21 protein-coding genes are annotated in these 23,885 nt (G+C 64.2%); 6 read left to right on the plus strand and 15 right to left on the minus strand.

Going from position 1 to position 23,885, the window contains the following annotated elements:
- Window positions 1–7: 7 nt before the first annotated feature.
- Window positions 8–1,405 carry a guanine deaminase gene (gene guaD / locus I6F16_RS03485; RefSeq protein ID WP_036022398.1) on the minus strand — a complete coding sequence of 466 codons (1,398 nt, stop codon included), beginning with the start codon at window positions 1,403–1,405 and terminating at the stop codon, window positions 8–10.
- 15 nt (window positions 1,406–1,420) lie between these two features.
- Window positions 1,421–2,638 (minus strand): multidrug effflux MFS transporter, encoded by a 1,218-nt coding sequence (locus tag I6F16_RS03490; RefSeq protein WP_225112183.1) that lies wholly within the window; start codon window positions 2,636–2,638, stop codon window positions 1,421–1,423.
- Between the two features lie 509 nt (window positions 2,639–3,147).
- Between I6F16_RS03490 and I6F16_RS03495 the strand changes: the two genes are divergently transcribed.
- A complete protein-coding gene (locus I6F16_RS03495; RefSeq protein WP_225112182.1) occupies window positions 3,148–3,732 on the plus strand; it encodes a DUF1349 domain-containing protein in 585 nt (194 codons plus the stop codon).
- Between the two features lie 64 nt (window positions 3,733–3,796).
- Here I6F16_RS03495 and I6F16_RS03500 read toward each other — a convergent pair whose 3' ends face one another.
- Entirely contained in the window at window positions 3,797–4,399 is a 603-nt protein-coding gene (locus I6F16_RS03500) for a TetR/AcrR family transcriptional regulator (RefSeq protein WP_036001244.1), read from the minus strand.
- 199 nt (window positions 4,400–4,598) lie between these two features.
- On the opposite strand from I6F16_RS03500, the gene I6F16_RS03505 reads away from it, so the two are divergent.
- Complete coding sequence (locus tag I6F16_RS03505) at window positions 4,599–5,843, plus strand: efflux RND transporter periplasmic adaptor subunit (protein ID WP_036001246.1); 1,245 nt, start codon at window positions 4,599–4,601, stop codon at window positions 5,841–5,843.
- A 182-nt stretch (window positions 5,844–6,025) separates the two neighbouring features.
- Window positions 6,026–9,214 carry a multidrug efflux RND transporter permease subunit gene (locus tag I6F16_RS03510; protein WP_036001401.1) on the plus strand — a complete coding sequence of 1,063 codons (3,189 nt, stop codon included), beginning with the start codon at window positions 6,026–6,028 and terminating at the stop codon, window positions 9,212–9,214.
- Window positions 9,215–9,250: 36 nt separating this feature from the next.
- Here I6F16_RS03510 and I6F16_RS03515 read toward each other — a convergent pair whose 3' ends face one another.
- The 6 genes from I6F16_RS03515 to I6F16_RS03540 form a co-directional block, all read right to left on the minus strand.
- Window positions 9,251–9,763, minus strand: coding sequence for a hypothetical protein (locus I6F16_RS03515; RefSeq protein WP_036001249.1), 513 nt, complete (start codon window positions 9,761–9,763; stop codon window positions 9,251–9,253).
- An 86-nt stretch (window positions 9,764–9,849) separates the two neighbouring features.
- Entirely contained in the window at window positions 9,850–10,296 is a 447-nt protein-coding gene (locus I6F16_RS03520) for a MaoC family dehydratase (RefSeq protein WP_036001252.1), read from the minus strand.
- Between the two features lie 483 nt (window positions 10,297–10,779).
- The gene (locus tag I6F16_RS03525) at window positions 10,780–11,202 is read right to left on the minus strand and encodes a hypothetical protein (protein WP_036001255.1); all 423 of its coding nucleotides are present in this window, start codon (window positions 11,200–11,202) and stop codon (window positions 10,780–10,782) included.
- 12 nt (window positions 11,203–11,214) lie between these two features.
- Window positions 11,215–11,436 (minus strand): hypothetical protein, encoded by a 222-nt coding sequence (locus I6F16_RS03530; protein WP_007592399.1) that lies wholly within the window; start codon window positions 11,434–11,436, stop codon window positions 11,215–11,217.
- A 113-nt stretch (window positions 11,437–11,549) separates the two neighbouring features.
- A complete protein-coding gene (locus I6F16_RS03535) occupies window positions 11,550–12,368 on the minus strand; it encodes a lytic murein transglycosylase (RefSeq protein WP_036001257.1) in 819 nt (272 codons plus the stop codon).
- A gap of 40 nt (window positions 12,369–12,408) precedes the next feature.
- Window positions 12,409–14,262 (minus strand): NAD(P)/FAD-dependent oxidoreductase, encoded by a 1,854-nt coding sequence (locus tag I6F16_RS03540; RefSeq protein WP_225112180.1) that lies wholly within the window; start codon window positions 14,260–14,262, stop codon window positions 12,409–12,411.
- Window positions 14,263–14,439: 177 nt separating this feature from the next.
- Here I6F16_RS03540 and I6F16_RS03545 point away from each other — a divergent pair, with 177 nt between their 5' ends.
- The gene (locus I6F16_RS03545; protein WP_225112179.1) at window positions 14,440–16,065 is read left to right on the plus strand and encodes a long-chain fatty acid--CoA ligase; all 1,626 of its coding nucleotides are present in this window, start codon (window positions 14,440–14,442) and stop codon (window positions 16,063–16,065) included.
- 31 nt (window positions 16,066–16,096) lie between these two features.
- Entirely contained in the window at window positions 16,097–17,308 is a 1,212-nt protein-coding gene (locus I6F16_RS03550) for an acyl-CoA dehydrogenase family protein (RefSeq protein WP_225112178.1), read from the plus strand.
- A gap of 21 nt (window positions 17,309–17,329) precedes the next feature.
- Here the strand turns inward: I6F16_RS03550 and I6F16_RS03555 are convergent, their stop codons facing one another.
- From I6F16_RS03555 to I6F16_RS03575, 5 genes are all read right to left on the minus strand, one after another.
- Window positions 17,330–18,238 carry an amino acid ABC transporter substrate-binding protein gene (locus I6F16_RS03555; protein WP_225112177.1) on the minus strand — a complete coding sequence of 303 codons (909 nt, stop codon included), beginning with the start codon at window positions 18,236–18,238 and terminating at the stop codon, window positions 17,330–17,332.
- Window positions 18,239–18,367: 129 nt separating this feature from the next.
- On the minus strand, window positions 18,368–19,801 hold the full coding sequence (locus I6F16_RS03560; protein ID WP_225112176.1) for an amidohydrolase family protein: 1,434 nt from the start codon (window positions 19,799–19,801) through the stop codon (window positions 18,368–18,370).
- Between the two features lie 16 nt (window positions 19,802–19,817).
- Window positions 19,818–20,843 carry an ABC transporter substrate-binding protein gene (locus I6F16_RS03565; protein ID WP_036001276.1) on the minus strand — a complete coding sequence of 342 codons (1,026 nt, stop codon included), beginning with the start codon at window positions 20,841–20,843 and terminating at the stop codon, window positions 19,818–19,820.
- 39 nt (window positions 20,844–20,882) lie between these two features.
- Window positions 20,883–21,659, minus strand: coding sequence for an ABC transporter permease (locus tag I6F16_RS03570; protein WP_036001283.1), 777 nt, complete (start codon window positions 21,657–21,659; stop codon window positions 20,883–20,885).
- The gene (locus I6F16_RS03575; protein WP_036001404.1) at window positions 21,659–22,516 is read right to left on the minus strand and encodes an ABC transporter ATP-binding protein; all 858 of its coding nucleotides are present in this window, start codon (window positions 22,514–22,516) and stop codon (window positions 21,659–21,661) included. Before I6F16_RS03575 ends, I6F16_RS03570 begins: the two co-directional genes overlap by 1 nt.
- Before the next feature lie 194 nt (window positions 22,517–22,710).
- Between I6F16_RS03575 and I6F16_RS03580 the strand changes: the two genes are divergently transcribed.
- Window positions 22,711–23,469 carry a GntR family transcriptional regulator gene (locus I6F16_RS03580; RefSeq protein WP_057028867.1) on the plus strand — a complete coding sequence of 253 codons (759 nt, stop codon included), beginning with the start codon at window positions 22,711–22,713 and terminating at the stop codon, window positions 23,467–23,469.
- On the opposite strand, the gene I6F16_RS03585 is transcribed toward I6F16_RS03580, so the two are convergent.
- The gene (locus I6F16_RS03585; protein WP_225112175.1) at window positions 23,466–23,882 is read right to left on the minus strand and encodes a nuclear transport factor 2 family protein; all 417 of its coding nucleotides are present in this window, start codon (window positions 23,880–23,882) and stop codon (window positions 23,466–23,468) included. The genes I6F16_RS03580 and I6F16_RS03585 overlap by 4 nt on opposite strands.
- Between the last annotated feature and the right edge of the window lie 3 nt (window positions 23,883–23,885).

Genomic DNA, 23,885 nt, shown 5'->3' on the forward strand with positions numbered 1-23,885 from the left:
GTCCGCCTCAGCCTTTCTTGTAGAGCCGCTTGCCCATCACCCAGGTCTCGTCGACGCAGCGATCGTCGCCGACCATCATGATGGCGAACAGCATGCTCGCGGCCTCGTCCATCGTGCGCGGGCCGGCGCCGTCGGCGATCAGCGATTGATGCCACGCTTGCGCGACCTGCCCGCCGTTCGGATCGAGCGCGACGAAATCGGCCTCCTTGCCCGGCTCGAAGTTGCCGAGCTTGTCGTCGATGTAGAGGCCTTCGGCGCCGCCGAGCGTGATCGACCAGAAACCGCGATAGGGCGAGAGCTTGTTGCGCTCGGCTTCCGCGAGGTCCTTGCGCGCGGGATCGATGCTGCCGTCGAGCAGCGTGTTGTTGCACATGCCGACCTTGTAGGCGTCGTCGAGCACGGAGATCATCGAGAAGCGGTTGCCGCCGCCGACATCGGTGCCGAACGACATCTTGACGCGATGCTCGGGATCGGTGGCCCGGCCGAGGCGGAACAGGCCGCTGCCGAGGAACAGGTTCGAGCACGGGCAGAACACCACCGCCGCGCCCTTCTTCGACATGCGGCGGAACTCGTTGTTGGAGAGATAGACGCCGTGGCCGCCGGAGAATTTCGGACCGACCAGGTCGAACTTCTCGTAGACGCCGAGATAATCCTGGCAATCCGGATGCTCGACCAGCACGCCGCTGCATTCGGCCGGGTTCTCGGAGATGTGGGTGTTGACCCAGCAGTCCGGATGCTCGTGCTTGAGGCGCTGACACGCTCTCAGCAATTCCGGCGAGGCACCAAAGGCGAAGCGCGGCGTGATGGCGTAGAGATTGCGGCCCTTGTTGTGGTACTGCGCGATCAGCCGCTTGCTGTCGCGATAGAAATTTTCCGGCGTATCGATGAAATCGGCCGGCGCGTTGCGATCGATCCCGGTGAGGCCCGCGATGACGCGCATGTTGCGCCTGCTCGCTTCCTCGAACAACTCCTCGGTCGAAACAGGCGAGGAGCTCGTGAAGGCCTGGCAGGTGGTGGTGCCTGAGGCGAGCAGCGCATCGAGGAAACGCTTCACGCCCTCGCGCGCGTAGTCGCGATCCCGGTATTTGAGCTCTTCCGGGTAGACCCATTTCTGCAGCCACGGCAGGAGCTGCTCACCATAGGCCCCTAACACGCGCGTCTGCGGCAGATGGATGTGGCCGTCGATGAAGCCGGGAACGATGATGCGGTCCTTGATGTGGGTGACCTCGACGCCCGGATGGGCGGCGGCAATCTTGTCATAAGGACCGAACGCCTTGATCACGCCGTCAGTGACGACCATGAGACCATCCTGGTGAAAGCGCGCGGCGGCCGGCTCGTTGCCGACGTGCTTCCAGGGATCGTCGACGAAATCGAAGAACGTGCCGCGAATTCCGACCGTGGTCATGATTTGGGTCCTTATTTAACTGTGTGTCGCTTGCCGCGCCGACGGCAGCGAGATCGCGAGCAGCGTCCCCGCAATGGCGCAGAGCCCGAGATAAAGCCATCCGATCGGCGCCTGTGTCGCTTCGGGCAACACCGCCGTGATCGCCATGGCACCGCTCACGGCGAGATAGCAGAGCGCGCTGATGAGGCCGCCAACCAGGCCATGGTCGCGTTCGAACAGGCCAAGCGCCATGCCGTACATCATCGGGCACAGCACGCCGCAGCCGCCGAGCACCAGCGCGCCGCCGATCGTGATCGACGTAAAATCCAGACCTAGGGTCATGCCCGTTACGCTCAGGACCGCAGAGCCGGCGAGGAACAGCGCGAAGGCGCCGAAGCCCAGCAAGCGCGCCGGCATGACGCGCGCGAAATGCGCGCAGCCGAGCTCGCCGGCGAGATTGACCCCGCCAAGCCCGAGTGCGACGAGGCCGTAGATGGCCGCCGAATAGCCGAGACCGGTCTGGTAGAAGAACGGCGCGACGACGCCGAACGCCAGCTGCGCGCTGGCCGCCGCGGCAAACACCAGCACGAAGGCGAGGAAGCCCGGGCGGACCAGCGCATCGCGCAAAATACCGGCAGTGCGGCGCGGATCGAATGGCGCGCGCCGCTCTGCCGGCAATGTTTCGGGCAGAAGAAATGCGACGATCGCGGCGACGATCGCCGCGGCGACGGCAATGACGACGAAGACGCCACGCCACGAGGTCAGCTCGACGATGAAGCCACCGGCCGCCGGCGCCAGTACCGGCGCAAGGCCCCAGGCGGCACCCAACAGGCCGGAGATCGCGGTGAGCTCGCGGCCGCGGAAACAATCAGCTGCGACCGCATAGGCGACGACGAGACAAGTGCAGCCGCCGATGCCTTGCAGGAAACGCAAACCGAGCAGCAGCGAGGCGCTGGTGGCCAGCGCACAGGCGATGCTCATCGCGATCAGGACCGACAACCCCGCGAGCAGCACGTTTCGGCGGCCAAGGGTGTCCGAGGCGATACCGACCGGCACCAGCGCCAGAGACATGCCGAGCATGTAAGCGGTGACGGTGTTCTGCATCGACGCCGCGTCAGCTGCGAGATCCACCACCATCTGCGGCAGGCCCGGCGTATAGGCATCGAGCGGAATCTGGCTGAACGGCACGACGCACAACAGGATCGGCACGATCCCACTCCTGGCGCGACCGGCGTCCGAAGCAAGTGCAGTCATGGCTTACGCCCCCTCGATGCCCGCAGGCCCCATCTTTTCGTGCGCGCAATGAGACACAATGCAGGTTGCGGATATTCACGCACGGAACGTGCCAGAACTGTATGTAAAAACTCTTAGGGGTTCCCGTATCGATACGGTTTGCGGCGCTGGATGATCAGGCTCCGGGCACGCTCAAACAAAAATGCGAAAACAACCCCATGCACAGTACGAATCATTGAAGAATTTCGCACCGCATGGTGCGGGTCCTGCCGGCGAAGGCCGTTTGACACGTCGGGCAGAACAGGCGCAAAGTTGCATGATCGCCGATCGTGAATCCGCAACTCGCGCCGACGCCGTTAACCGGTCGGAAGCCATGGCTGCTATGAAACGTGAGCCGGCCTCGACATCGGCACTACTGTCGATGGCGCGAGGCTGAACTCTATGCACGCGCCCGATCGCAGTTTGCACGAGGCCATGCTTGTCCGGCAGATGGATCGAGCCACGGCAGGCATCGGCAATCGAGGTTGGAAATGACTCTCCTCAGAAGTGACGGCGTGTGGTTGAACGAACCGAAACGATGGACGGCAGAGGACGATCGCCTCCAGGTCGTGACGGACAAAGGCACCGATTTCTGGCGCGAAACCTACTACGGCTTTAATCGTGACAGCGGGCATTTCCTGGGCTTTCCAACCCGCGAGGCATTCACCGCCAGCTTACGTGTACAGGGCGACTTCCAGACGCTCTACGATCAGGCGGGCATCATGGTGCGCATCGACGCGCGACATTGGGTCAAGGCCGGCATCGAACTGTCGGACGGCCGCGCCATGCTTGCAAGCGTGCTAACCGACGGGCGATCGGACTGGGCAACGGCACCCTATGAGCATGATGCCGGAGACTTCTGGGTCCGCGCAACCGTCGCCGACGGCGTCCTTCGTCTACAAGTCTCGGCCGATGGCAAGACCTGGCCTCTCATGCGGCTAGCGCCGTTTCCGGCAGCAAGCTCCTATCTTGTGGGCCCGATGGCCTGCACGCCCGAGCGGGCGGGACTGGAAGTCGTGTTCTCGAACTTTCGTCTGACACCGCCGCTTGGAAAGGACCTTCACGACCTGAGCTAAGCGGCCTTGCGATCTATCGCGCTCCCGAGCGGGCAGATCGTCGTTCAGCGCAGGCCACTCGTCTCTACCCCCTGGCCGACTGCGCTTCCACCGCCTGCACGGCGACATCAGCGACCTGCCGCAGCGCTTCACGATCGGCGCCTGAAGACGCCATCACGCCCATGCCGACCGCCACCGCCGAGACATAGCGCGCGAGCGCGGCCGGATCGGCGCTCTCCTTGAGATCGCCCTCCGCCTTGGCCCGGACGAAACGGTCGCGGAGCTGGTCCTCGTTCTGGGCGCGGCGGGCGGCGAGCTCGAAGGGGACGTTTTCTGAGCCGGTGCCGCAGGCGATGCCGCCCTGCACGAGCAGGCAGCCGGGCGGATTGGCGGGATCGGTCTGCTTGTCGGCAATGCCCATCAGCATCCGCTCCGCCACCTGGCGAGCGGTGGGCGCTGCGACCACCTCGTCCATCCAGATGTTGCGCAGCGTGGTGTAGCGGTCGAGCGCAGCCTTCAGCAGGCCTTCCTTGTTGCCGAAGCAGGCGTAGAGACTGGGCGGATTGATGCCCATGGCCTCCGTGAGCTGGGCAATGGTCGCGCCCTCATAGCCATGGCGCCAAAACACTTCCATCGCCTGGTCCAACGCCGTTTCGGCGTCGAATTCGCGGGGGCGTCCCATGCCCATGTGCCTGTCTCCTCGGATTCGGCGTGCTGTCTCAGCCTAACGCCGGATCCTATCTATTTGTTCTAGCTTTCTTTTTCTTGTGTCTTCCAATCGTCGCGGTATCGGCGTACAATTTTCTTAGTGATTGGTACATAAGTATCTTGCACTGCGGTATCCAGCTCCACATCTGTAGTGAACACTACATATCTGGAGCGCGCAAATGCATCCCTCCCAAAATACCTCCCGCACCGGCCATTTCCGCCGCCTTCTGGGCGGCGTCGCCATCGTGGGCGCCCTCGCCGCGGCCGGCTCGATCGTGACCGGCCGCTATTTTCATGCGGCGCAAGCGACCGCACCGGCGGCCGCAGCTGAACAAGCCGTTTCCGTCACCGTCGCGATGATCGAGCCGCGGCAGACCGTGCTGTGGGACGATTTCTCCGGCCGGCTCGAGGCGATCAACCGTGTCGAGCTCCGCCCCCGCGTTGCGGGTGCGATCATGTCGGCGAACTTCACCGAGGGCGCGCTGGTGAAGGCCGGCGACGTGCTGTTCAAGATTGATCCCGCCCCCTATGCGGCCGAGGTCGACAAAGCTGCCGCCCAGCTCGAGGCCGCCAAAGCGCGCGTCGTCTTCACCCAAAGCGAGCTCGAGCGTGGCGCACAGCTCGTCGGCAACGCCGTGGTCACCCGGCGGGACTACGACCAGCGCGACAACGCCAATCGCGAAGCGATCGCCAACGTCAAGGCGGCCGAGGCGACGCTGCAGACCGCAAAGCTCAATCTCGACTACACCGAAGTGCGCGCGCCCGTGGATGGCCGCGTCGGCAAGATCGAGGTCACCGTCGGCAATCTCGTCGCCGCCGGCACCGCCTCGCCGGTGTTGACCTCGCTGGTCTCGGTCAATCCGATCTACGCCTCGTTCGATGCGGACGAAGAGGTGGTGCTGCGCGCGCTGAACTCGATCGCCGATGCTTCCGGCCAACGCGGCAAGCTCGACCAGATCCCGGTCGAGATGACGACCTCGGGCGGCTTGTCCGCGAAGGGCAACATCCAGCTCATCGACAACCAGGTCAACGGCCAGAGCGGCACCATCCGTGTCCGCGCGGTGTTCCGCAACGACGATGGGCGTCTCATCCCCGGCCAGTTCGCGCGCGTGCGCATGGGCCAGCCGAAGCAACAGGCGCTGGTGATGATCGACGAGCGCGCGATCGGCACCGACCAGGACAAGAAGTTCGTGATGGCAGTCGGCGACGACAGCCGCGCCGTCTACCGGCCGGTCACGCTCGGCGGCGCCGTCGATGGGCTTCGCATCGTCACCTCGGGCCTGAAGTCCGGCGACCGCATCGTCGTCAATGGTCTGCAACGCGTGCGTCCGGGAGCCCTCCTCAAGACGGAGGTGGCGGCGATGGGCGCACGGGGGCCGCAGCAGGCGTCGAACCACAGCAACCAGGACGTGGTGCAGCGTTAATGCACCCCGTCATCTCGGGGCGCGCATCGCGCGAACTACGGTGCGCAATTGCGCACCTGAGAATCTCGAGCGTACGAAACTCCGAACACATCACCTCTGGATTCCGGGTTCGCGCTTCGCGCGCCCCGGAATGACGAGTGGAGGTCTCGGAGAACATCAGGATATTGCCCAGGGGCAAGGCCATGAATCTGTCAAAGTTCTTCATCGATCGTCCGATTTTCGCCGGCGTGCTGTCGGTCCTGATCTTCCTTGCCGGCCTGATCTCGCTGTTCGCGATGCCGATCTCGGAATATCCCGACGTCGTGCCGCCCTCCGTCGTGGTGCGCGCTACCTATCCCGGCGCCAACCCCAAGGTTATCGCGGAGACAGTGGCGACCCCGATCGAGGAGCAGATCAACGGCGTCGAGAACATGCTCTACATGTCGAGCCAGGCGACCACCGACGGCGCGATGACGCTGACGGTGACGTTCCGGCTCGGCACCGATCCCGACAAGGCGACGCAGCTGGTGCAGAACCGCGTGCAGCAGGCCGAGCCGCGCCTGCCGGCCGTGGTGCGCCAGCTTGGCATCATCACCAAGAAGTCCTCGCCCGACCTCACCATGGTGGTGCATCTGTTGTCGCCGAACGGCCGCTACGACATGACGTATTTGCGCAACTATGCCGTGCTCAACGTCAAGGACCGGCTAGCGCGGATCGACGGCGTCGGCGACGTTCAGCTCTATGGCGCCGGCGATTATTCGATGCGGGTCTGGGTCGATCCGCAGAAGGCGGCCGAGCACGGCCTGACCGCGAGCGACATCGTGCGCGCGATCCAGGCGCAAAACGTCGAGGCCGCCGCCGGCGTGGTCGGCTCCTCTCCGAATGTCAAAGGCATCGATCTCCAGCTCTCGGTCAATGCCGAAGGCCGCCTCGCCAACGAGGAGCAGTTCGGCGACATCGTGGTCAAGACCGGCACGCGCGGCGAGGTCGTCCGTCTGCGCGATGTCGCGCGCATCGAGCTCGGCGCGTCCGAATACGGCCTGCGCTCGCTGCTCGACAACAAGCATGCGGTGGCAATCCCGATCTCCCAGGCGCCGGGCTCCAACGCGCTGCAGATCTCCGACAATGTCCGCGCCACCATGGCGGAGATCAAGAAGAACATGCCGGAGGGCGTGTCCTACCAGATCGTCTACGACCCTACCCAGTTCGTTCGCTCCTCGATCGAGGCTGTGATCCACACGCTCTTGGAGGCGATCGCGCTGGTCGTGCTGGTCGTGATCCTGTTCCTCCAGACCTGGCGGGCCTCGATCATTCCCCTGCTGGCCGTGCCGGTGTCGATCGTCGGCACCTTCGCCGTGATGCACGTGTTCGGCTTCTCGATCAACGCGCTCACCTTGTTCGGCCTGGTGCTCGCTATCGGCATCGTTGTCGACGACGCCATCGTCGTGGTCGAGAACGTCGAGCGCAACATCGAGTCCGGGCTGTCGCCGCGCGATGCCACCTATCAGGCCATGCGCGAGGTCTCGGGCCCGATCATCGCGATCGCGCTGGTGCTGATCGCGGTGTTCGTGCCGCTCGCCTTCATCTCCGGCCTCACGGGACAGTTCTACAAGCAGTTCGCGCTAACGATCGCGATCTCGACGGTGATCTCGGCCATCAATTCCCTGACGCTGTCTCCGGCGTTGTCGGCGCTGCTGCTCAAGGGCCACAACGAGCCGAAGGACTGGCTGACGCTGATCATGGAGAAGAGCCTCGGCTGGTTCTTCCGCGGGTTCAACAAGGCGTTCACGCGGTCCTCGGAGAACTACAGCGGCAGCGTCGGCAAGGTGATCTCGCGTAAGTCCGCGATGATGGGCCTTTATGTGGTCCTCGTCGGACTCACCGCATTTCTGTTCCAGCAGGTGCCGAGCGGCTTCGTGCCGGGCCAGGACAAGCAATATCTGGTCGGCTTCGCCCGCCTGCCCGACGGCGCCACGCTCGACCGCAGCGAAGAGGTGATCCGCAGGATGAGCGACATCGCGCTGACCCAGCCCGGTGTCGAGAGCTCGGTGGCCTTCCCGGGCCTGTCGATCTCCGGCTTCACCAACTCATCCAATGCCGGCATCGTGTTCTCGACGCTGAAGCCGTTCGACGAGCGCAAGGATCCCTCGCTCAGCGGCCCTGCGATCGCGGCCGAGCTGAACAAGAAATATGCCGGCATCCAGGAAGCCTTCATCGCCATGTTCCCGCCGCCGCCGGTCAACGGCCTCGGCACCATCGGCGGCTTCAAGCTGCAGATCGAGGACCGCGCCGGTCTCGGCTATGACGCCCTGAACGAGGCAACCACCGCCTTCATGGCGGCGATGCAGAAGGCGCCGGAGATCGCGGGCGTGTTCTCCAGCTTCCAGGTCAACGTGCCCCAGCTGTTCGCCGACATCGACCGCACCAAAGCGCTGCAGCTGGGCGTGCCCGTCACCGAGGTGTTCAACACGCTGCAGATCTACCTCGGCTCCTACTACGTCAACGACTTCAACAAGTTCGGCCGCACCTATTCGGTCCGCGTCCAGGCCGATGCGCCGTTCCGCGCCCGCGCCGACGACATCAGGCAGTTGAAGGTGCGCTCGTCGTCCGGCGACATGGTGCCATTGTCGGCGCTGCTCAATATCCGCCAGAGCGCGGGGCCGGAGCGCGCGATCCGCTACAACGGCTTCCTCTCGTCCGATATCAACGCGGCGGCCGCGCCGGGCTTTTCATCGGGCCAGGCGCAGGAAGCGGCGACGCGGATCGCGGCGGAGGTGCTGCCGCCGGGCTTTGCCTTCGAATGGACCGACCTGACCTATCAGGAGTTCATCGCCGGCAATTCCGGCATCTGGGTGTTTCCGCTGGCGATCCTGCTGGTGTTCCTGGTGCTGGCCGCGCTCTATGAGAGCCTGACCCTGCCGCTGTCGATCATCATGATCGTGCCGATGGGCTTGCTCGCCGCGATGTTCGGCGTCTGGATCTCCAAGGGCGACAACAACGTCTTCACCCAGATCGGCCTCATCGTGCTGGTCGGCCTCTCCGCCAAGAACGCGATCCTGATCGTCGAATTCGCGCGCGAGCTCGAATTCGCCGGGCGCACGCCGATCCGGGCTGCGATCGAAGCCAGCCGCTTGCGGCTACGCCCGATCCTGATGACGTCGATGGCGTTCATCATGGGCGTGCTGCCGCTGGTGCTCTCGACCGGCGCCGGCTCGGAGATGCGGCGCGCCATGGGCGTTGCCGTGTTCTCGGGCATGATCGGCGTCACCGTGTTCGGCCTATTCCTGACGCCGGTGTTCTATGTGCTGCTCAGAACCGTCACGGGCATGAAGCCGCTGGTTCATCACGGCAGTGACATCAGCGCAGCGCCGGTCCAGGGGCCTGCCGAGTGAACAGCGTCCCGCCGCGGCACGCCCCCGGCGGGACCATCATTTCCGGTTCTCCTCGCAGAATTTCAGCGCCGCCAGCGCCTCGCCGGCCCGCGGGATCTGCATCTCGATGCTGTCATCGTCGTCGTCCTCGAAGTCCAGCGTGAGGCGCTTGGCCTTCGCGAGGCGGTCCATGATCGACTGGTCGTATGCGAAGATGCCGCGCACCGTGGTCTTGTCCATGACCTCCCACTTGGCCTTCTTCATGATGTCGGCATCGTCGGTGCCGACATCGGCCCGGAGGATCTCACCGGCCTTGTCCCATTCCCAACCGTCGTAGATCATCACGATCACGATCGCCTGCTCGGAATAGGTGATCACGATGACGTAGTCGCGGTTCTCGTCATCCTTGTCCTTGTAGCCGCGGCTGGCATTGCAATGGGTGTCCTGCGCCCGCTTCTCGATGGTCCAGTCGCCGACCTTGGATTGTTGCGCAAGCGCGGGCCTCGAGCTCGAGGCGGTTGCGCTCAAGACGCAAGCGAGAATTCCGGCGGCAAGAAGAGATCGTTTCATGTCGGCCTCCAGCGCGTTCCCCGCGCCGAGATGACCACCTCTCCCGGCGGCTCGCAAGAGGGCGAGGCGAACGGCCGGCGGCCGTCCTATCCCCGCCGCGGCACGATCGCGATCGGAGTGAAGGTGTAAACCTCCTCGCCGTTCTGGTTGAACATGGTCCATTTCACCAGCGCGATGCCTTGCGGCTTCGATTTCGACGGCGTCAGGCTCATGACCTCGCCGACCAGATGCAGGCGGTCGTTGGGCCGCACCGGCATGGTCCAGCGCAGGCCGTCCACACCGGCGCCGATCAGCGGATGCGGGCCGAACGGACGGGTCTGGATCGCAAGGTTCATGGCGATCGCGGCGGTGTGCCATCCCGAGGCGGCAAGCCCCTTGAACAGGGTCTGCTTCGCCGCCTCGTGGTCGAGATGCATCGGCTGCGGATCGAACTCGGCGGCAAAGCGCTTGATGTCGGCCTCGGTGACCACGACTTCGGGGGATTTGAACTGCATTCCGATGGTGAGATCGTCGAACCACTCGACCTGCGCCATGATTTTGCCTCGCAAAATGACGTGCCGCTCCCGAAGAGACGGCTCAAAATCGACTGAGCCATGAGGGATATAGCGGGCCCGCAGCGCACAAACCAGCGCAAGGTTCCTGACGAAACCCCTTTCCCGATGCGACGAAACACGCCTGAAACAGATGGCCGCTTAAGTAGTTGTCAAAATAAATACAGGGACGGCCACCATGCAGTTCATCCTCGACCTGATCTACGAATATTCGTGCTGCCAGAATCTCGTTGCCCAGCCGCTGCGGGAGGACGAGCTATGATCGAGCTGATCTCAGCCCTGCTCGCGCTGTGCAGCATCGGCGTCTTCGCGGCGCATGCGTTCGACGCTTACCGCACTACGCATTCCTGACCGTTCTGACGCTAAAGCGCGATGCGATTAGGATGAATCGTCATCGCGCTTTAGTTGTTGTTTGAGCATGATCCTTTTGGAAAACCGCTCCGCACTTTTCCTCCGGATCATGCTCTAGAAAGGTCGCCGGTAGAAGTGCTCGGAATGCGTCGCCGGCGGAAACCGGTTGGCGAGCGCAAGCGCCCCCCTCTCGTCCGTCTCGAGCGCGATCTTCTGCGCCAACATCACATCACCCGGTACCAGGAAGCCTGACGGGACGAAGCACCACCCCATCGTCGCGCGCCCCTCACTATCGACCTCGTGCACGTTGGCGGCTGTGCCGTAGTGGATGCGATAGGTCCGGCCGGTGTCGCAACCGACGACGTCGAAATACCGAAACTGCTCGAATTGAGCGCGCTGCGCCGGTGACAGCCATTCGGCCAGAAGCCGGCGGCCGCGCGCATCCGGCGTGTTCTCGCCGAAGAAGCGGCGATAGAGTTCACGCAGCGCATGCAGGCGCGCACGCGCCGGCGCGCGGAGCCAAACTGCCGCGATCATGAGCAGCTCAGATCAACCGCCGACCAGGCGGGGATAGAACAGCGTTTCCTGCGCGGTCGGATCGAACGATCGGATCCGGGTTACTTCGCCGGGTCCGGTTCGAAGCGCGGCGGTGAAGCCCGCTCCGGTCAGCTCACGAAAGCGCCGTTCGGCTCGCGCCAGCGCCTCGGCGTTGCCAGGATCAAACTCGTGGCGCGTATCGCCAGTTTGGTCCATCACGATCTGGGTAGCCATGTTGAGTCTCCTCATGCCCAGCCCTGAACTTGATCAAAGCAAACCTCGTGCCGTCGGTTCCAGAAGGCAACAACTTTCTCTCGCCGTCGCATCACACGTCGCTGAGCAAGAGCTCAGCGTGAGGCCGCGGCACTCCCGCCCTCGTCGATCTGCCGGCCCATCAGCGCGATCGCCTTTTGATAGACACCAGCGGCATTCCAAGCCTCGATGGCAGCGAAATTGGGCTCGCCCGGCTGGTATCCGGCTCCCGCACGCCAACCATGGGCTTTGAGGAAATTCGCGGTCGAGTTCAGCGCATTGGCCGCAACTTCGAGATTGCCGGTGCCGTAGGCCAGAATGCTCTTGGGCATGAACTGGGTCTGGCCGACCTCGCCATGCATGGAGCCGCGGGTCGATCCCGACAGCGTACCGCGGTCGATCAGCTTCAGGGCGGCATAGAGCTGGTCGGTGAAGAATTCGGGACGGCGGCAGTCATAGGCGAGGGTCGCAATCGACGACAGCATGTTCTGGTTGCCGCGCTGGCTGCCGAAGCCGGTCTCCATGCCCCAGATCGCGATCAGCGGCCCGGGCGGGACGCCATAGCGCTGCTCGATCGAGGCGAACAAAGCGGCCTGCGACTGCTTGAGCTGCCGGCCCTTGGCGACGATGGTGGTGGCGCCGCGCTTGGCCAGGAACTGGTCCAGCGTCAGCGAGAAGCTGCGCTGGCCGCGGTCGGCCGCGATCGTGGCGCTGGCATAGTTCGTTTGCATCAGCGCCGACAGCGCGGTGGGGCCGATGCCCTTGCCCTGCGCCTCCGCGCTGAACTCGCGCTTCCAGGCCTCGAAGCCGGCCGGCGAGCTGCCGCATTGCGCGGCCTCGGCGGAGGATGCCAGGCAACCGAGCAGCGTCATTGCGCCAAGAACCGCTCCCGCAACAGCCCTGCCCCTGATCATGCCCGACCTCTCCTGTCCTGTACCGCTCGGCGGCGCAATCTTACCCGCTGGAATGCGCCGACTCCATGGCCCGATCATAGGACAATTCGAGGCCTTCCAGGTTGCCCTCTTTGCGCCATTTGTCGAGCAGCCGCAGGAATGCCACCGGCCCGCGCCAATATTGGCTGTTTCTTGCCGCGATCGGATCGAACACGCCTTCGTTATTGTAGTAGCCCGGCGTGCATTCGGCCAGATAGGTCTGCCGACCGAGCGCGGCCTTGACGACCTCCTCGACCCAGGCGTTCTCGGCCGCAAGCGTCGGCTCCAGGGTGCGTGCGTTGCGCTCGCGCGCCTGCTTGATGACATAGGCGATGTGCTGCGACTGCTCGTCGATGATGTGCGGAAAATTGGCGCTCTGGCCGGCCTGCACGGTGACGATCAGGAAGCAGTTCGGAAAGCCGCGGCTGTAGAAGCCGTGCAGCGTCTTGACGCCATCCTGCCAGCGCTCGGACAGGCTCATGCCGTCGCGGCCATAGACCTCGAAGCCCATTCGGCGCGCGTAATCGGTGCCGACCTCGAAGCCGCTGGCATAGATCAGGCAGTCAAGCTCGTAGGCCTTGCCGCCGGCGACGACGGCATTCTCGGTGATGCGTTCGACGCCCTTCCCCCCGGTATCGACGAGATGCACGTTGGGACGGTTGAAGGTGTCCAGATATTCGTCGTGGAAGCAGGGCCGCTTGCAGAACGCCTTGTACCACGGCTTGAGCGCAGCCGCGGTCGCCTCGTCCTTGACCACGGTGTCGACGCGCGCGCGGATCTCCTCCATCTTGCGGTAGTCGGCCTGCTCGATGACCTTCAGCGCTTCCTCAATCGAGGTCACCGGCTGCTTTTGCCGGCGCGGTGCCAGCAGGATTTCGCCGAGCAGGCCGGTCCAGCCGTCCTGCACCAGGTCCTGCTCGAACGGCTCGCCTGAAATCACGGCGGTAAAATTGTCCATGCGCTCGCGCTGCCAGCCTGGCTTGAGGCTCTGCGCCCAGGTCGGGTCCGTCGGACGATCGTCGCGAACGCCGATTGCGGACGGCGTGCGCTGGAACACATAGAGCTCCTTGGCGGAGCGGCCGAGATGCGGCACGCATTGCACGGCGGTGGCGCCGGTGCCGATGATGCCGACGCGCTTGCCGGCAAGACCGGTAAGGCCACCATCCGCGTTGCCGCCGGTGTAGCCGTAATCCCAGCGGCTGGTATGAAAGCTGTGACCTCTGAACGTCTCGATGCCGGCAATCCCCGGCAGCTTCGGACGGCTCAGCGGACCGCCGGCGAGGATGACGAAGCGCGCGCGGATCTGGTCGCCCCTGTTGGTCTCGACCAGCCACCGCGCCTCATGCTCCTGCCAGGTCATCCGCGAGATGACGGTCTGAAACAGCGCGCGCTCGTACAGGTCGAAATGACGGCCGATGCGGCGCGAGTGCTCGTAGATCTCCGGCGCCCGGGCATATTTGCGCACGGGCATGTAACCGGTCTCTTCCAGCAACGGCAGGTAGATATAGCTCTCGGTATCGCAGGCGGCGCCGGGATAACGATTCCAGTACCAGGTGCCGCCGAAGTCGGCGGCCTTTTCCACAATACGAAAATCCGCAATGCCGGCCTCGCGCAATCGCGCGCCACACAGCAGGCCGCCGAAGCCACCGCCGACGATGAGCACTTCGGTCGCTTCGTTGATGGCCGCGCGCGCAAATCCGGGATCGGCCCAGGGGTCGTCGAGATAACGGCCGAACTCGCCCGCAACCTCGACATACTGCGCCTTGCCCTCGGCGCGCAGACGGCGGTCGCGCTCGTCGCGATAACGGGCACGGAGGGCGGAAATATCGACCGTAGAAGCGCCGCTTGCATCGGTCTTGTGTCTTTCCGCTGACATTCGATTCCTCCCGCGCATGCTGCTTCGCCGGCAGCTCACCGCACGTTAGCGCCGAAAAAGCGCTGCATGCAATCACGCTGATTGTTTTTTGCGTGAACGCTGCGTGACGTTCCGCTAACCTCGAGCGCAAATCACGAGCCTACGCCATGCAACGACGTGGCTATCCGGAGGGAGACCATGCAGGGATTGATGATGGACATGCCGCTGCTGATCAGCGGCCTGATCCAGTATGCGGCCGATTATCATGGCGAAGCCGAGATCGTCGCACGCGAGATCGAGGGCGACATCCATCGCTACACCTACTCAGACGCGCATCCGCGCATCAAGCGCATGGCGCTGGCGCTGAAGCGGCTCGGCATGAAGCAAGGCGATCGCGTCGGAACGCTGGCCTGGAATACACACCGGCATTTCGAGATGTTCTACGCCGCGCCGGGCATGGGCTACGTGCTGCACACGGTCAATCCCAGGCTGTTTCCCGAGCAGCTCATCTACATCATCAACCATGCCGGGGACCGCCTGCTCTTCATCGATCGCGCCACGCTGCCGCTCGTGGAGGCGATCGCGCCGCAGCTAACGACGGTCGAAGCCTATGTCGTGATGTCCTCGCGCGAGCGGATGCCGGAGACGAAGCTCGCGAACGTGCATTGTTACGAAGAGCTTCTGGACCGCGAGAACGATGCCGGCTTCGCCTGGCCGGAGTTCGACGAGAAGTCCGCCTCCACGATCTGCTACACCTCAGGCACGACGGGCAATCCAAAGGGCGTGATCTACTCGCACCGCGCCGCGATCCTGCAGACCATGACCTGCTGCAATTTCGACTTCCTGCCGGGACATGTCGAAGGTGTGCGCGAGGTGATGATGCCGATGGCGCCGCTGTTCCACGGCAATGGCTGGAACATGCCGTTCACAGCGCCCTATACGGGATCGAAGCTCGTGCTGCCCGGCCGCAACTACGAGCCGGACAAGCTCTATGAATTGCTGGAAGGCGAGAAGGTGACGCTGTCGGCGGGCGTGCCGAGCTTCTGGCTGATCCTGCTCGATTGGCTCGGGCGGACCGGTAACAAATTCTCGGCCTTGCGCGCGACGTTGTCGTCGGGCTCGGCCCCGCCGCGCGCGATGGTGGAGAAGCTCAAGCGCGAATACAATGTCGACTACATCCAGGCCTGGGGCATGACCGAGGCGCTGGGCTGCTCGATGCCGGGCCTGCGGCCCGGCTCGGAGCACCTCAGCGAGAAGGAGAGATTCGACCGGCGCCAGGTCTCCGGCCGCGCCTGCTTCGGCACCGCCTTGCGCATCGTCGATGATGCCGGCAACGAGCTGCCGCGCGACGGCAAGACCGTCGGCCATCTGCGCGCCCGTGGCCCCTGGGTCGCCTCCGGCTACATGAAGCTGGACGAAGGCCTCGACCGCGACGGCTGGCTGATCACCGGCGACATGGCCGTGATCGACCCACAAGGCCACGTCACGCTGACCGACCGATCCAAGGACGTGATCAAGTCCGGCGGCGAGTGGATCTCCTCGATCCAGCTCGAGGACATCGCCCTGTCCCACCCCGACGTGCTGCAAGCGGCCGTCGTCGCGATCAGCCACGAGAAATGGCAGGAGCGCCCCCTGCTCCTCGTCGTCCGCAAGAAGGGCGCGACCGTCGACGGCAAGGCGCTGCTCGAGCACATGCGTCCGAAGATCGCGAGCTGGTGGCTGCCGGACGCCGTCGAATTCCTCGACGAATTCCCGATGACCGGCACCGGCAAGGTGCTGAAATCCGCTCTGCGCGATAGGTTCAAAGAGTACCGGGTCGCGTGACCCGCTCGCCGTCGATCAAGGAGACCAGAAAATGCTCTATCCGATGTCGCCGAAAGTCGTCGAGCTCAAGCGCAGGCTCGAAAGCTTCATGGACCGGCACATCTATCCGAACGAGGAGCGCTTCTACCGCGAGGCTGAAGAGCTCGGGCCGTGGAAGGTCTATCCGGTCGTCGAGGAGCTTAAGCCGCTGGCGCGCGCGGAGGGGCTGTGGAATCTGTTTCTGCCCGAGAGCGATCACGGCGCGGGCCTCTCCAATCTCGAATACGCGCCACTGTGCGAGGTGATGGGCCGTTCGCACCTTGCTCCTGAAGTCTTCAACTGCTCGGCGCCCGACACCGGCAACATGGAGGTGCTGGAGCGTTACGGCAGCGAGCAGGACAAGGAACGCTGGCTGAAGCCGCTGCTCGCGGGCGAAATCCGCTCCTGCTTCGCCATGACCGAGCCGGCGGTCGCATCATCCGATGCGACCAACATCGAGAGCTCGATCGTACGGGACGGCGACCATTACGTCATCAACGGGCGCAAATGGTACACCACCAACGCGACCGACCCTCGCTGCAAGATCTGCATCTTCATGGGCAAGACCGACCCCGACAATCCCGACCGTCACAAGCAGCAATCCATGATCCTGGTGCCGATGGACACGCCGGGCATCGAGGTCAAGCGTCCCCTGCCCGTGTTCGGCTTCTACGGCGTGCCCGACCGCGCCTCCGAAGTGGTGTTCACCAATGTGCGCGTGCCCAAGGAGAACATGCTGCTCGGCGAGGGCCGCGGCTTCGAGATTGCGCAGGGCCGTCTCGGGCCCGGCCGCATCCATCATTGCATGCGGCTGATCGGCCTTTCCGAACGCACGCTGGAGAAGATGTGCCGCCGCGTGCGGAGCCGGGTCGCGTTCGGCAAGCCGGTCTCGGAGCAGACGGTGACGCAGGAGCGCATTGCGGAGGCGCGCATCATGATCGAGCAGGCGCGGCTACTGACGCTGAACGCGGCCCATGCGATGGACACGGTCGGCAACAAGGTGGCGAAGGCAGAGATCGCAATGATCAAGGTCGCCGTGCCCAACATGGCCTGTCAGCTCATCGACTGGGCCATTCAGGCCCATGGCGGCGGCGGCACCTCGAACGATTTCGGCCTGACGCAGGCCTACGCCACCGCGCGCTTGCTGCGACTTGCCGATGGACCCGATGAGGTCCATCGCAACCAGATCGCGCGGCTCGAGCTGAAGAAATACTCGAACGCCTAAGAAAGGCGCTCTTCCTTCGCTTCAGTTCACCACATAGACGTCAGGATCGGCGCTCGAGCTCGGTTTCTTGAAGGCGTTGCGCAAGGCTGATGACATCGGGACGTTGTAGTTGAGGCCGTTCGGCGGCGTCGGCGATTGCAGCCACTTCTTGTAGAGCGCCTCGATCTCGGGGGTGGCATAAAGCTCCGCGGTGGCGCGATCGGCGAGCGCCTTGAACGGCGCATCCTCTCGCCGCAGCATGATGCCGTAGGGCTCGGGCTTGGAGAACGCCTCCTCGCTGATCATGTAAGCTTGCGGCTCCTTCGACCGCGCGATCGCGACCGCGAGCTGGACGTCGTCGAGCGCATAGGCCTGGGCGCGGTCGGTCTCCAGCAGCAGGAAGGCCTCGGCCTGGTCCTTGGCCGGCATGATGTTGATGCCGAGATTGCGCTCGGTGTTGACCTTGGCGAGCTGCGTCAAGTTCACGGATCCCGCGACCGCCGTGACCGCCTTGCCCTTGAGATCGTCGATGGTCTTGATGCTCGCCGCCTTCCTGGCCGCGAACCGCGTCGCGCTGAGGAAGTGCGTGTTGGTGAAGGCGACCTGCTTCTGGCGGTCGGCATTGTTGGTGGTCGCCGAGCAATGCAGGTCGAGCGTGCCGTTGACCATCAAAGGAATCCGGTTCGAGGACGTCACCGCGACAGTCTCGACCGAAATGTCTGATATGCCGAGCTGCTTCTTCACGGCTTCGACGATACGGAGGCAGATGTCCATGGCAAAGCCGACCGGCTTCTGGTTGCCGTCGAGATAGCTGAATGGGACGGAGGCCTCCTGATAGCCCAGCGTGATCTTCTTGGTCTCCTTGACCTTCTGGAGCGTGCCCGTGAGGTCTTCGGCCGAAGCTGCGCCGGCAAGACATGTCAGGGCAAGGAAAAGAACGGGTAGACGCATCAGTTGCTCCTCAATGGGGTCGTCGGCCTTATCGCGAGGGGGGTGATAACCGACACATGCAGCGTCCGCCAGACGGGACAGCGACTACCAGCTATCGCGCTTTTCAATACTGGCCAAACGGACGCTGCTTCACTGGCACGTCAGCTGCTGCTCGAACCAGCCGCTCAACCGATCCGACAGGGACGGCCACATCCGCCGGAAGCTGTGGAGCTTGCCGACATTGGCGCGATACATCGCCCGCAATTCCTGCTCGACAGCCGGCAGGTCGACGCCTGCGCAGACCCCGTCCCGCGCGATCGTCCTGCCGGCGACGACCACCTCCTTCACCAGCGACGCATTGCCGCGCGCGAACAGCAGCGCCATGGGATCGACCGGCATGATCTGGTCTCGATCGAGCCGGTCAAGATCGATCACGACGTAGTCGGCGGGATTGCCCGCCGCGAGCTCACCATTCCCGGGCGCCCCGGTCGCATGGCGTCCGTTGCGGATGGCGAGCGAAAACACCTCGGCCGGCGTCCATGTCGCCTTGAAGCCGAGGCCGCCATGGACCATCTGCACCAGCCGCATCTCGCGCAGAATGTCGTCATCCTCGTCCAGCGCCAGACCGTCGACGCCCACAGTGATGGCGCAGCCGCATCTGTGCGCGGCGGCGATCGGGGCGAGGCCCGAACGCAGATGCATGTTCGAGCTGAAATTGGTGACGATGCGCGCGCCGGAGGCCGCGATCATCTCGAGCTCTTCGGGACGGGCGTGAATGCAATGCGCCAGCGTCAGCCGCCCGGAGAGAAAGCCGACATCGCGAAGCCAGCGCACCATGTCCGGAAAGTGCTGGTCGGCCCAGGCGCGCTGATAAACTGTTTCCAACAGATGCATGTGAATGCGGCGACCGGTCCGTGCGGAGTTCTCCGCGACGGCCTCCAGCAGCGGCTTCGAGCACCATTGCACACCGGCCGGCCCGAGCTGCACGTCGACCATCGGTCCGGCGATGGCTGCGGCAATTGCGTCGGTCAGCTCGATATAGGCCTTCGGCGACATCGGCGCGCGAACGAAGAGATCCTCGATCGTCTTGCGATCGTCCCCGGCAAGCCCCGACAGCAACGGCTCGGCATCACCGTAGACGATGGGATTCTGGTCGCGCACCGCCATTGCAAACGCCATGCGAATCCCGACGTCGGATGCGGCTTTCGCGATGGCCTTGGCCTCGTCCAGCAGCGGCATCGTCCCGCTCGGACGCGTGTAATGGACCATCATCGCCGCGCAGCCTGCCTTGGCGGAACGGGCCAATGCCGAGGCGGCGGTCAGATAGGGATCGACCGGCGAGCCCAGTGCGGTGCGCAGAATCCAGCTTTCCAGGGGCATGCCGACCGCACCGAAGGACGACGGCGTGGCACGGGCATGATCATGGGCGTTGACGAAGGCAGGGATGACGAAGGAGCGAGGCGCCGGCCCCGCTCCTTCCGAGATTTCGGTGATGACGCCCTCGTCGTGCCGCAGCACGACGTTCTCGCTGACGCCACGGTCAGGGCCACGGAACAGGCTGGTTGCCGAGATCGCCGTGGCCATGGCTGTTCCTCCAATCTCAGTTGGCAGTGTACACCAGTTCCCGCTCCGCGCGCGGCGGCAGGAATTCGCGCGAGAACACCTCCGCCGGCGTCGGCGCACGGGCGAGCTGGTAGCCCTCGACCACGATGCCGATCGCGCGTGTCATCCGGTCGTCCTTGATGTCGCCGATGCCGATCTCCTTCATCTCCGGCGAGACGATCAGCTTCTCGAAGGAATATTGCAGCCGCCGCTTCTCGACATCGGCGTTGATGAGGTTGTCGTAGTTCAGTGCCGCCTTCATGCCGGCATTCTGGTCCTTGGCGATCGCGATCGCACCCTTGTTGATGGCGCGCACCAGGCCCGCCACGGCCTTCGGATTCGAGGCGATCAGCTTGCGGGAGACCATCACGCCGTTGGAATAGAGATCGAGGCCATATTCACCGAAGGAGAACCATTTGAAGTCCTTGTCCGGATCCTGGCGGTTGAGCACCAGATTGAAATAGCTGGTGATGTTGAAGACGAGGGCCGCATCGATGTCGCCCTTGATCAGCATCGGCTCCTGCAGGTTCGGCGCCATGTTGGAGATCTTGATCTTCTCACCGTCGAGACTATTCTTGCGCGTGAACACCGGCAACAGGCGCGTCGTCGGCGTGCCCTGCGCACCGCCGAGCGTGCGGCCTTCGAAATCCTTGATGGTGTTGATGCCGCTGCTCTTCTTGGCGACGATGGCGAACGGCGGCTGGTTCCACATCATGTAGACCATGACGGGCGCCTCCTGCGGCTTGGTCGAGGCGTTCTGGATGATGGCGTTGACGTCGCCGAAGCCGGCGTCATAGGCGCCCGACATCACGCGCGTGACGGTGGCGCCGGAGCCCTCGCCCTGATCGATGACGACGTTGAGGCCTTCCTCTTTGAAGAAGCCGTTGTCCTTGGCATAGAAGAAGGCAGCGTCGCTGCCCTGGGTTTTCCAGCCTAGCGTGAACTTGATCGTGGTCTCCTGCGCGGTGGCGGCGCCTGCGGATAGCGCCAATCCAAGCAGCGCGGCGGTTAACTTCCTCAACATCGAGACCTCCTCAGCTTCGTTGCGTGACGGTTCAAGAAATCAGGTGGCGATCACGTCGTTCTTGCGCGTGGCCCAGCCGGTGACCTGTCCTTCGATCAGCGAGAACACGACGTAGAGCGCGACACCGAGCCCGGCGAGCACGAACAAGCCCGCGAACACCAGCGGCACGTTGAAATTGGAGGACGCGGTCATCATGACGTTGCCGATGCCGCGGTTGGAGGCGACCGTCTCCGACAGCACCGCGCCGACGAAGGCGTAGGAGATCGCGACCTTCAGCGAAGCAAAGAAGAACGGCATGGTGCGCGGCAGACCGACATTCCAGAGGATATCGAGCTTGCTGGCGCCGAGCGCCTTCAAGACGTCCTCGAGCTCAGGCTCGGTGGTGGCAAGCCCCGTCGCGATATTGACCACGATCGGGAAGAAGCAGATCGACAGCGCAGTCAGCACCGCCGGCACCGTGCCGGAGCCGAACCACAGCACGAAGATCGGCACCACCGCGACCTTGGGGATCGAGGAGAAGCCGATCAGCAGCGGATAGCAGGTGTCGTAGGCCGTCTTCGACACGCCGATAATCGCGCCGAGGGCGACGCCGAGCGCGACGCCAAGCACGAAGCCGAGCATGGTGGTGGCGAGCGTCTGCACGATGTGCGGCCACAGCACCGGGAAGCGCTGGACCAGCGTCACGAAGACCTGCGAGGGCCGCGGCAGCACCAGGTCGGACATGCCGGTCATCAGGCAGAACAGCTCCCAGGCGACGAAGAACAGCACGATCAGCCCCGCCGACCACGCTTTCTGCCTGACATCGATCCCGAACATCAGCCTGCCCCCTGCTCAGCGGCGCTGCGCGCATCCTCGATGAAGGCGCGCAGCTTCTGGTTCAGCGCGACGAAATCCGGCTCGAACGTCATCGCGACCGTGCGCGGCCGCGCGAACTCCACGCGGCTGTCGTCGAGGATGCGGCCGGGGCGCGCGCTCATCACGCAGATGCGGCTGGCAAGGAATCCCGCCTCGCGCAGATCGTGCGTGACCAGCAGCACCGTCGGCTTGTGCGTCATCCAGAGATTCTGGAGGATCGCCCAAAGCTCCTCGCGCGTGAACTGGTCGAGCGCACCGAAGGGCTCATCCAGCAGCAGCATGCGCGGCTCGTGGATCAGCGCACGGCAAAGATTGGCGCGCTGGAGCATGCCGCCGGAGAGCTGCCAGGGATAGCGGTTGCCGAACCCTTTGAGGCCGACCTGCTCCAGCAGCGCATTGGCCTTGTCGCGGAATTCGGTCTTGCGCAGCTTGCGGAACTTCGAGCGGAACGGCTCGACGATCTTCAGCGGTAGCATGATGTTCCGCTCGATCGTCATCCACGGCAGCATGGTCGGGTTCTGAAAGGCCATGCCGACCCGCATCGCCCGGGCCGCCACCTCGCGGCCGCCGACGATGACGACGCCGCTGGTCGGCTGCACCAGACCGCTGACGAGACGCAATATGGTCGATTTGCCGCATCCGGATGGGCCGACCAATGCGACAAACTCGCCGTCGGCGATCTTGAGCGTGGTCTTCGACAAAGCAGGCACGGCGCGGTCGCCGCGCCCGAAGGTCACCGAGGCCTCCGACAGCTCGATCGCGATCGTCGCAGAGCCTTCGGGAACGGGCTGGCCGTCGAACTGGGCGTTGGGTTGCATGCGCATCACGGAAAAAAGTGCATGCAAGCTGGATGCCAGCGATCGAGCCCCGCGAAATCAAAGGCCTAGCCGAAACCCGCGCCAAACCGCCGGATTCGATTTAGGCAGTCCGAAGGCCAAACTGCATGCAATTGGAGCGCTGAATCGGCGCGAGCCTGTGCTAAAGAGAGATATCACTCCCATGGGATTCGCCGATGGCGGCGCGCGCCAGCAGCAAGACTTCTGAATCGTCGGACAAGGTCAGCGTAATCTGCCGCGCGCTCCGGCGCGCCATCATCGAGCAGGCGCTAGAGCCCGGCGCCAAGCTGCCGGAAGATGCGCTCGGCGAACGTTTCGGCGTCAGCCGCACCATTGCCCGCCATGCGCTAGGTCAACTCGCCGCCGAAGGCCTGGTCGAGCTCCGCCGCAACCGGATCGCCGTGGTGGCGACGCCGAGCTGGCAGGAGGCGCGCGATGCCTTCGACATCCGCATCGAGCTCGAACGCCTCGTCGTGCGCCAGCTCGCGGGCAAGCTGACCAAGGCGCAGATCGCCGAGCTGAACGCCCATGTCGATGCCGAGGATCGCGCCCGCGGCGGCACGGATGCGGTTTCGATCCGACTCGCGACCGAATTCCACATTCTGCTCGCCCATATGACGAACAGCCCGATTCTGGTGCGCTATGTCAGCGAGGTCGCCTATCGCTGCTGCCTGACGCTGTCGCTGTACAGCCGGCCGCATTCCACCGAATGCGCCATCAACGAGCATCGCGCCATCATCGCGGCGCTTGCCAAGGGCGATGCGGCCAAGGTGATGGAATTGATGCATCATCACCTGGATTCGGTGGCCAATCGTGCGCTGGTCGCTCCCACTCCGCAGCGTGGCCGCGATCTGCTCGACATCCTCGCACCCTATGCGGACGAGGTGACGAGCAATCGGGTGATCAAGCTGCCGAAGCTGGCTCGACGGAGTTAGGCCTCGATGCCGCGCTGGAGGAGGATGCGCTCGGCGCTGTCGTTCCAGACATCCATCTTCACGATCTGCCCGTCCCTCACGACGAAGCGATCGACGTAGCGGTTGCCCTCGAACGGCGTGCCGTCCATCCACTCGCCATAGAGCGTACCGACGCTGTAGACGACGGTCTCGTCCGCGCCCGGGCAGACGTCGAACCGGTCCATCTTCTTCTTGACCCAGCGATAGCGTTTCGCGTTGAAGCCGGTCGGCCCGCGCGGATGGTCGAACGCGCGCCCGCCGGTGAACGTGATCACCGTGCCCGGCTTCATATAGGCCGCAGCGGCGTCGGGATCCGGTATCATCGAAGCGGTGAGATAGGCTTCGACAATCTCGGCGTCGGTCATCGGGCTTTCGGCTTTTGCGGCAGTAGACATCGC

This window comes from Bradyrhizobium sp. IC4060 (genome assembly GCF_020193715.1).
GTDB classification, from domain to species: domain Bacteria; phylum Pseudomonadota; class Alphaproteobacteria; order Rhizobiales; family Xanthobacteraceae; genus Bradyrhizobium; species Bradyrhizobium yuanmingense.

What these genes read in the sequence shown, in the direction of transcription:
- guaD (WP_036022398.1), bottom strand. Translation starts at nt 1,405, where the DNA reads ATGACCACGGTCGGAATTCGCGGCACGTTCTTCGATTTCGTCGACGAT.
- I6F16_RS03490 (WP_225112183.1), bottom strand. Translation starts at nt 2,638, where the DNA reads ATGACTGCACTTGCTTCGGACGCCGGTCGCGCCAGGAGTGGGATCGTG.
- I6F16_RS03495 (WP_225112182.1), top strand. Translation starts at nt 3,148, where the DNA reads ATGACTCTCCTCAGAAGTGACGGCGTGTGGTTGAACGAACCGAAACGA.
- I6F16_RS03500 (WP_036001244.1), bottom strand. Translation starts at nt 4,399, where the DNA reads ATGGGCATGGGACGCCCCCGCGAATTCGACGCCGAAACGGCGTTGGAC.
- I6F16_RS03505 (WP_036001246.1), top strand. Translation starts at nt 4,599, where the DNA reads ATGCATCCCTCCCAAAATACCTCCCGCACCGGCCATTTCCGCCGCCTT.
- I6F16_RS03510 (WP_036001401.1), top strand. Translation starts at nt 6,026, where the DNA reads ATGAATCTGTCAAAGTTCTTCATCGATCGTCCGATTTTCGCCGGCGTG.
- I6F16_RS03515 (WP_036001249.1), bottom strand. Translation starts at nt 9,763, where the DNA reads ATGAAACGATCTCTTCTTGCCGCCGGAATTCTCGCTTGCGTCTTGAGC.
- I6F16_RS03520 (WP_036001252.1), bottom strand. Translation starts at nt 10,296, where the DNA reads ATGGCGCAGGTCGAGTGGTTCGACGATCTCACCATCGGAATGCAGTTC.
- I6F16_RS03525 (WP_036001255.1), bottom strand. Translation starts at nt 11,202, where the DNA reads ATGATCGCGGCAGTTTGGCTCCGCGCGCCGGCGCGTGCGCGCCTGCAT.
- I6F16_RS03530 (WP_007592399.1), bottom strand. Translation starts at nt 11,436, where the DNA reads ATGGCTACCCAGATCGTGATGGACCAAACTGGCGATACGCGCCACGAG.
- I6F16_RS03535 (WP_036001257.1), bottom strand. Translation starts at nt 12,368, where the DNA reads ATGATCAGGGGCAGGGCTGTTGCGGGAGCGGTTCTTGGCGCAATGACG.
- I6F16_RS03540 (WP_225112180.1), bottom strand. Translation starts at nt 14,262, where the DNA reads ATGTCAGCGGAAAGACACAAGACCGATGCAAGCGGCGCTTCTACGGTC.
- I6F16_RS03545 (WP_225112179.1), top strand. Translation starts at nt 14,440, where the DNA reads ATGCAGGGATTGATGATGGACATGCCGCTGCTGATCAGCGGCCTGATC.
- I6F16_RS03550 (WP_225112178.1), top strand. Translation starts at nt 16,097, where the DNA reads ATGCTCTATCCGATGTCGCCGAAAGTCGTCGAGCTCAAGCGCAGGCTC.
- I6F16_RS03555 (WP_225112177.1), bottom strand. Translation starts at nt 18,238, where the DNA reads ATGCGTCTACCCGTTCTTTTCCTTGCCCTGACATGTCTTGCCGGCGCA.
- I6F16_RS03560 (WP_225112176.1), bottom strand. Translation starts at nt 19,801, where the DNA reads ATGGCCACGGCGATCTCGGCAACCAGCCTGTTCCGTGGCCCTGACCGT.
- I6F16_RS03565 (WP_036001276.1), bottom strand. Translation starts at nt 20,843, where the DNA reads ATGTTGAGGAAGTTAACCGCCGCGCTGCTTGGATTGGCGCTATCCGCA.
- I6F16_RS03570 (WP_036001283.1), bottom strand. Translation starts at nt 21,659, where the DNA reads ATGTTCGGGATCGATGTCAGGCAGAAAGCGTGGTCGGCGGGGCTGATC.
- I6F16_RS03575 (WP_036001404.1), bottom strand. Translation starts at nt 22,516, where the DNA reads ATGCAACCCAACGCCCAGTTCGACGGCCAGCCCGTTCCCGAAGGCTCT.
- I6F16_RS03580 (WP_057028867.1), top strand. Translation starts at nt 22,711, where the DNA reads ATGGCGGCGCGCGCCAGCAGCAAGACTTCTGAATCGTCGGACAAGGTC.
- I6F16_RS03585 (WP_225112175.1), bottom strand. Translation starts at nt 23,882, where the DNA reads ATGTCTACTGCCGCAAAAGCCGAAAGCCCGATGACCGACGCCGAGATT.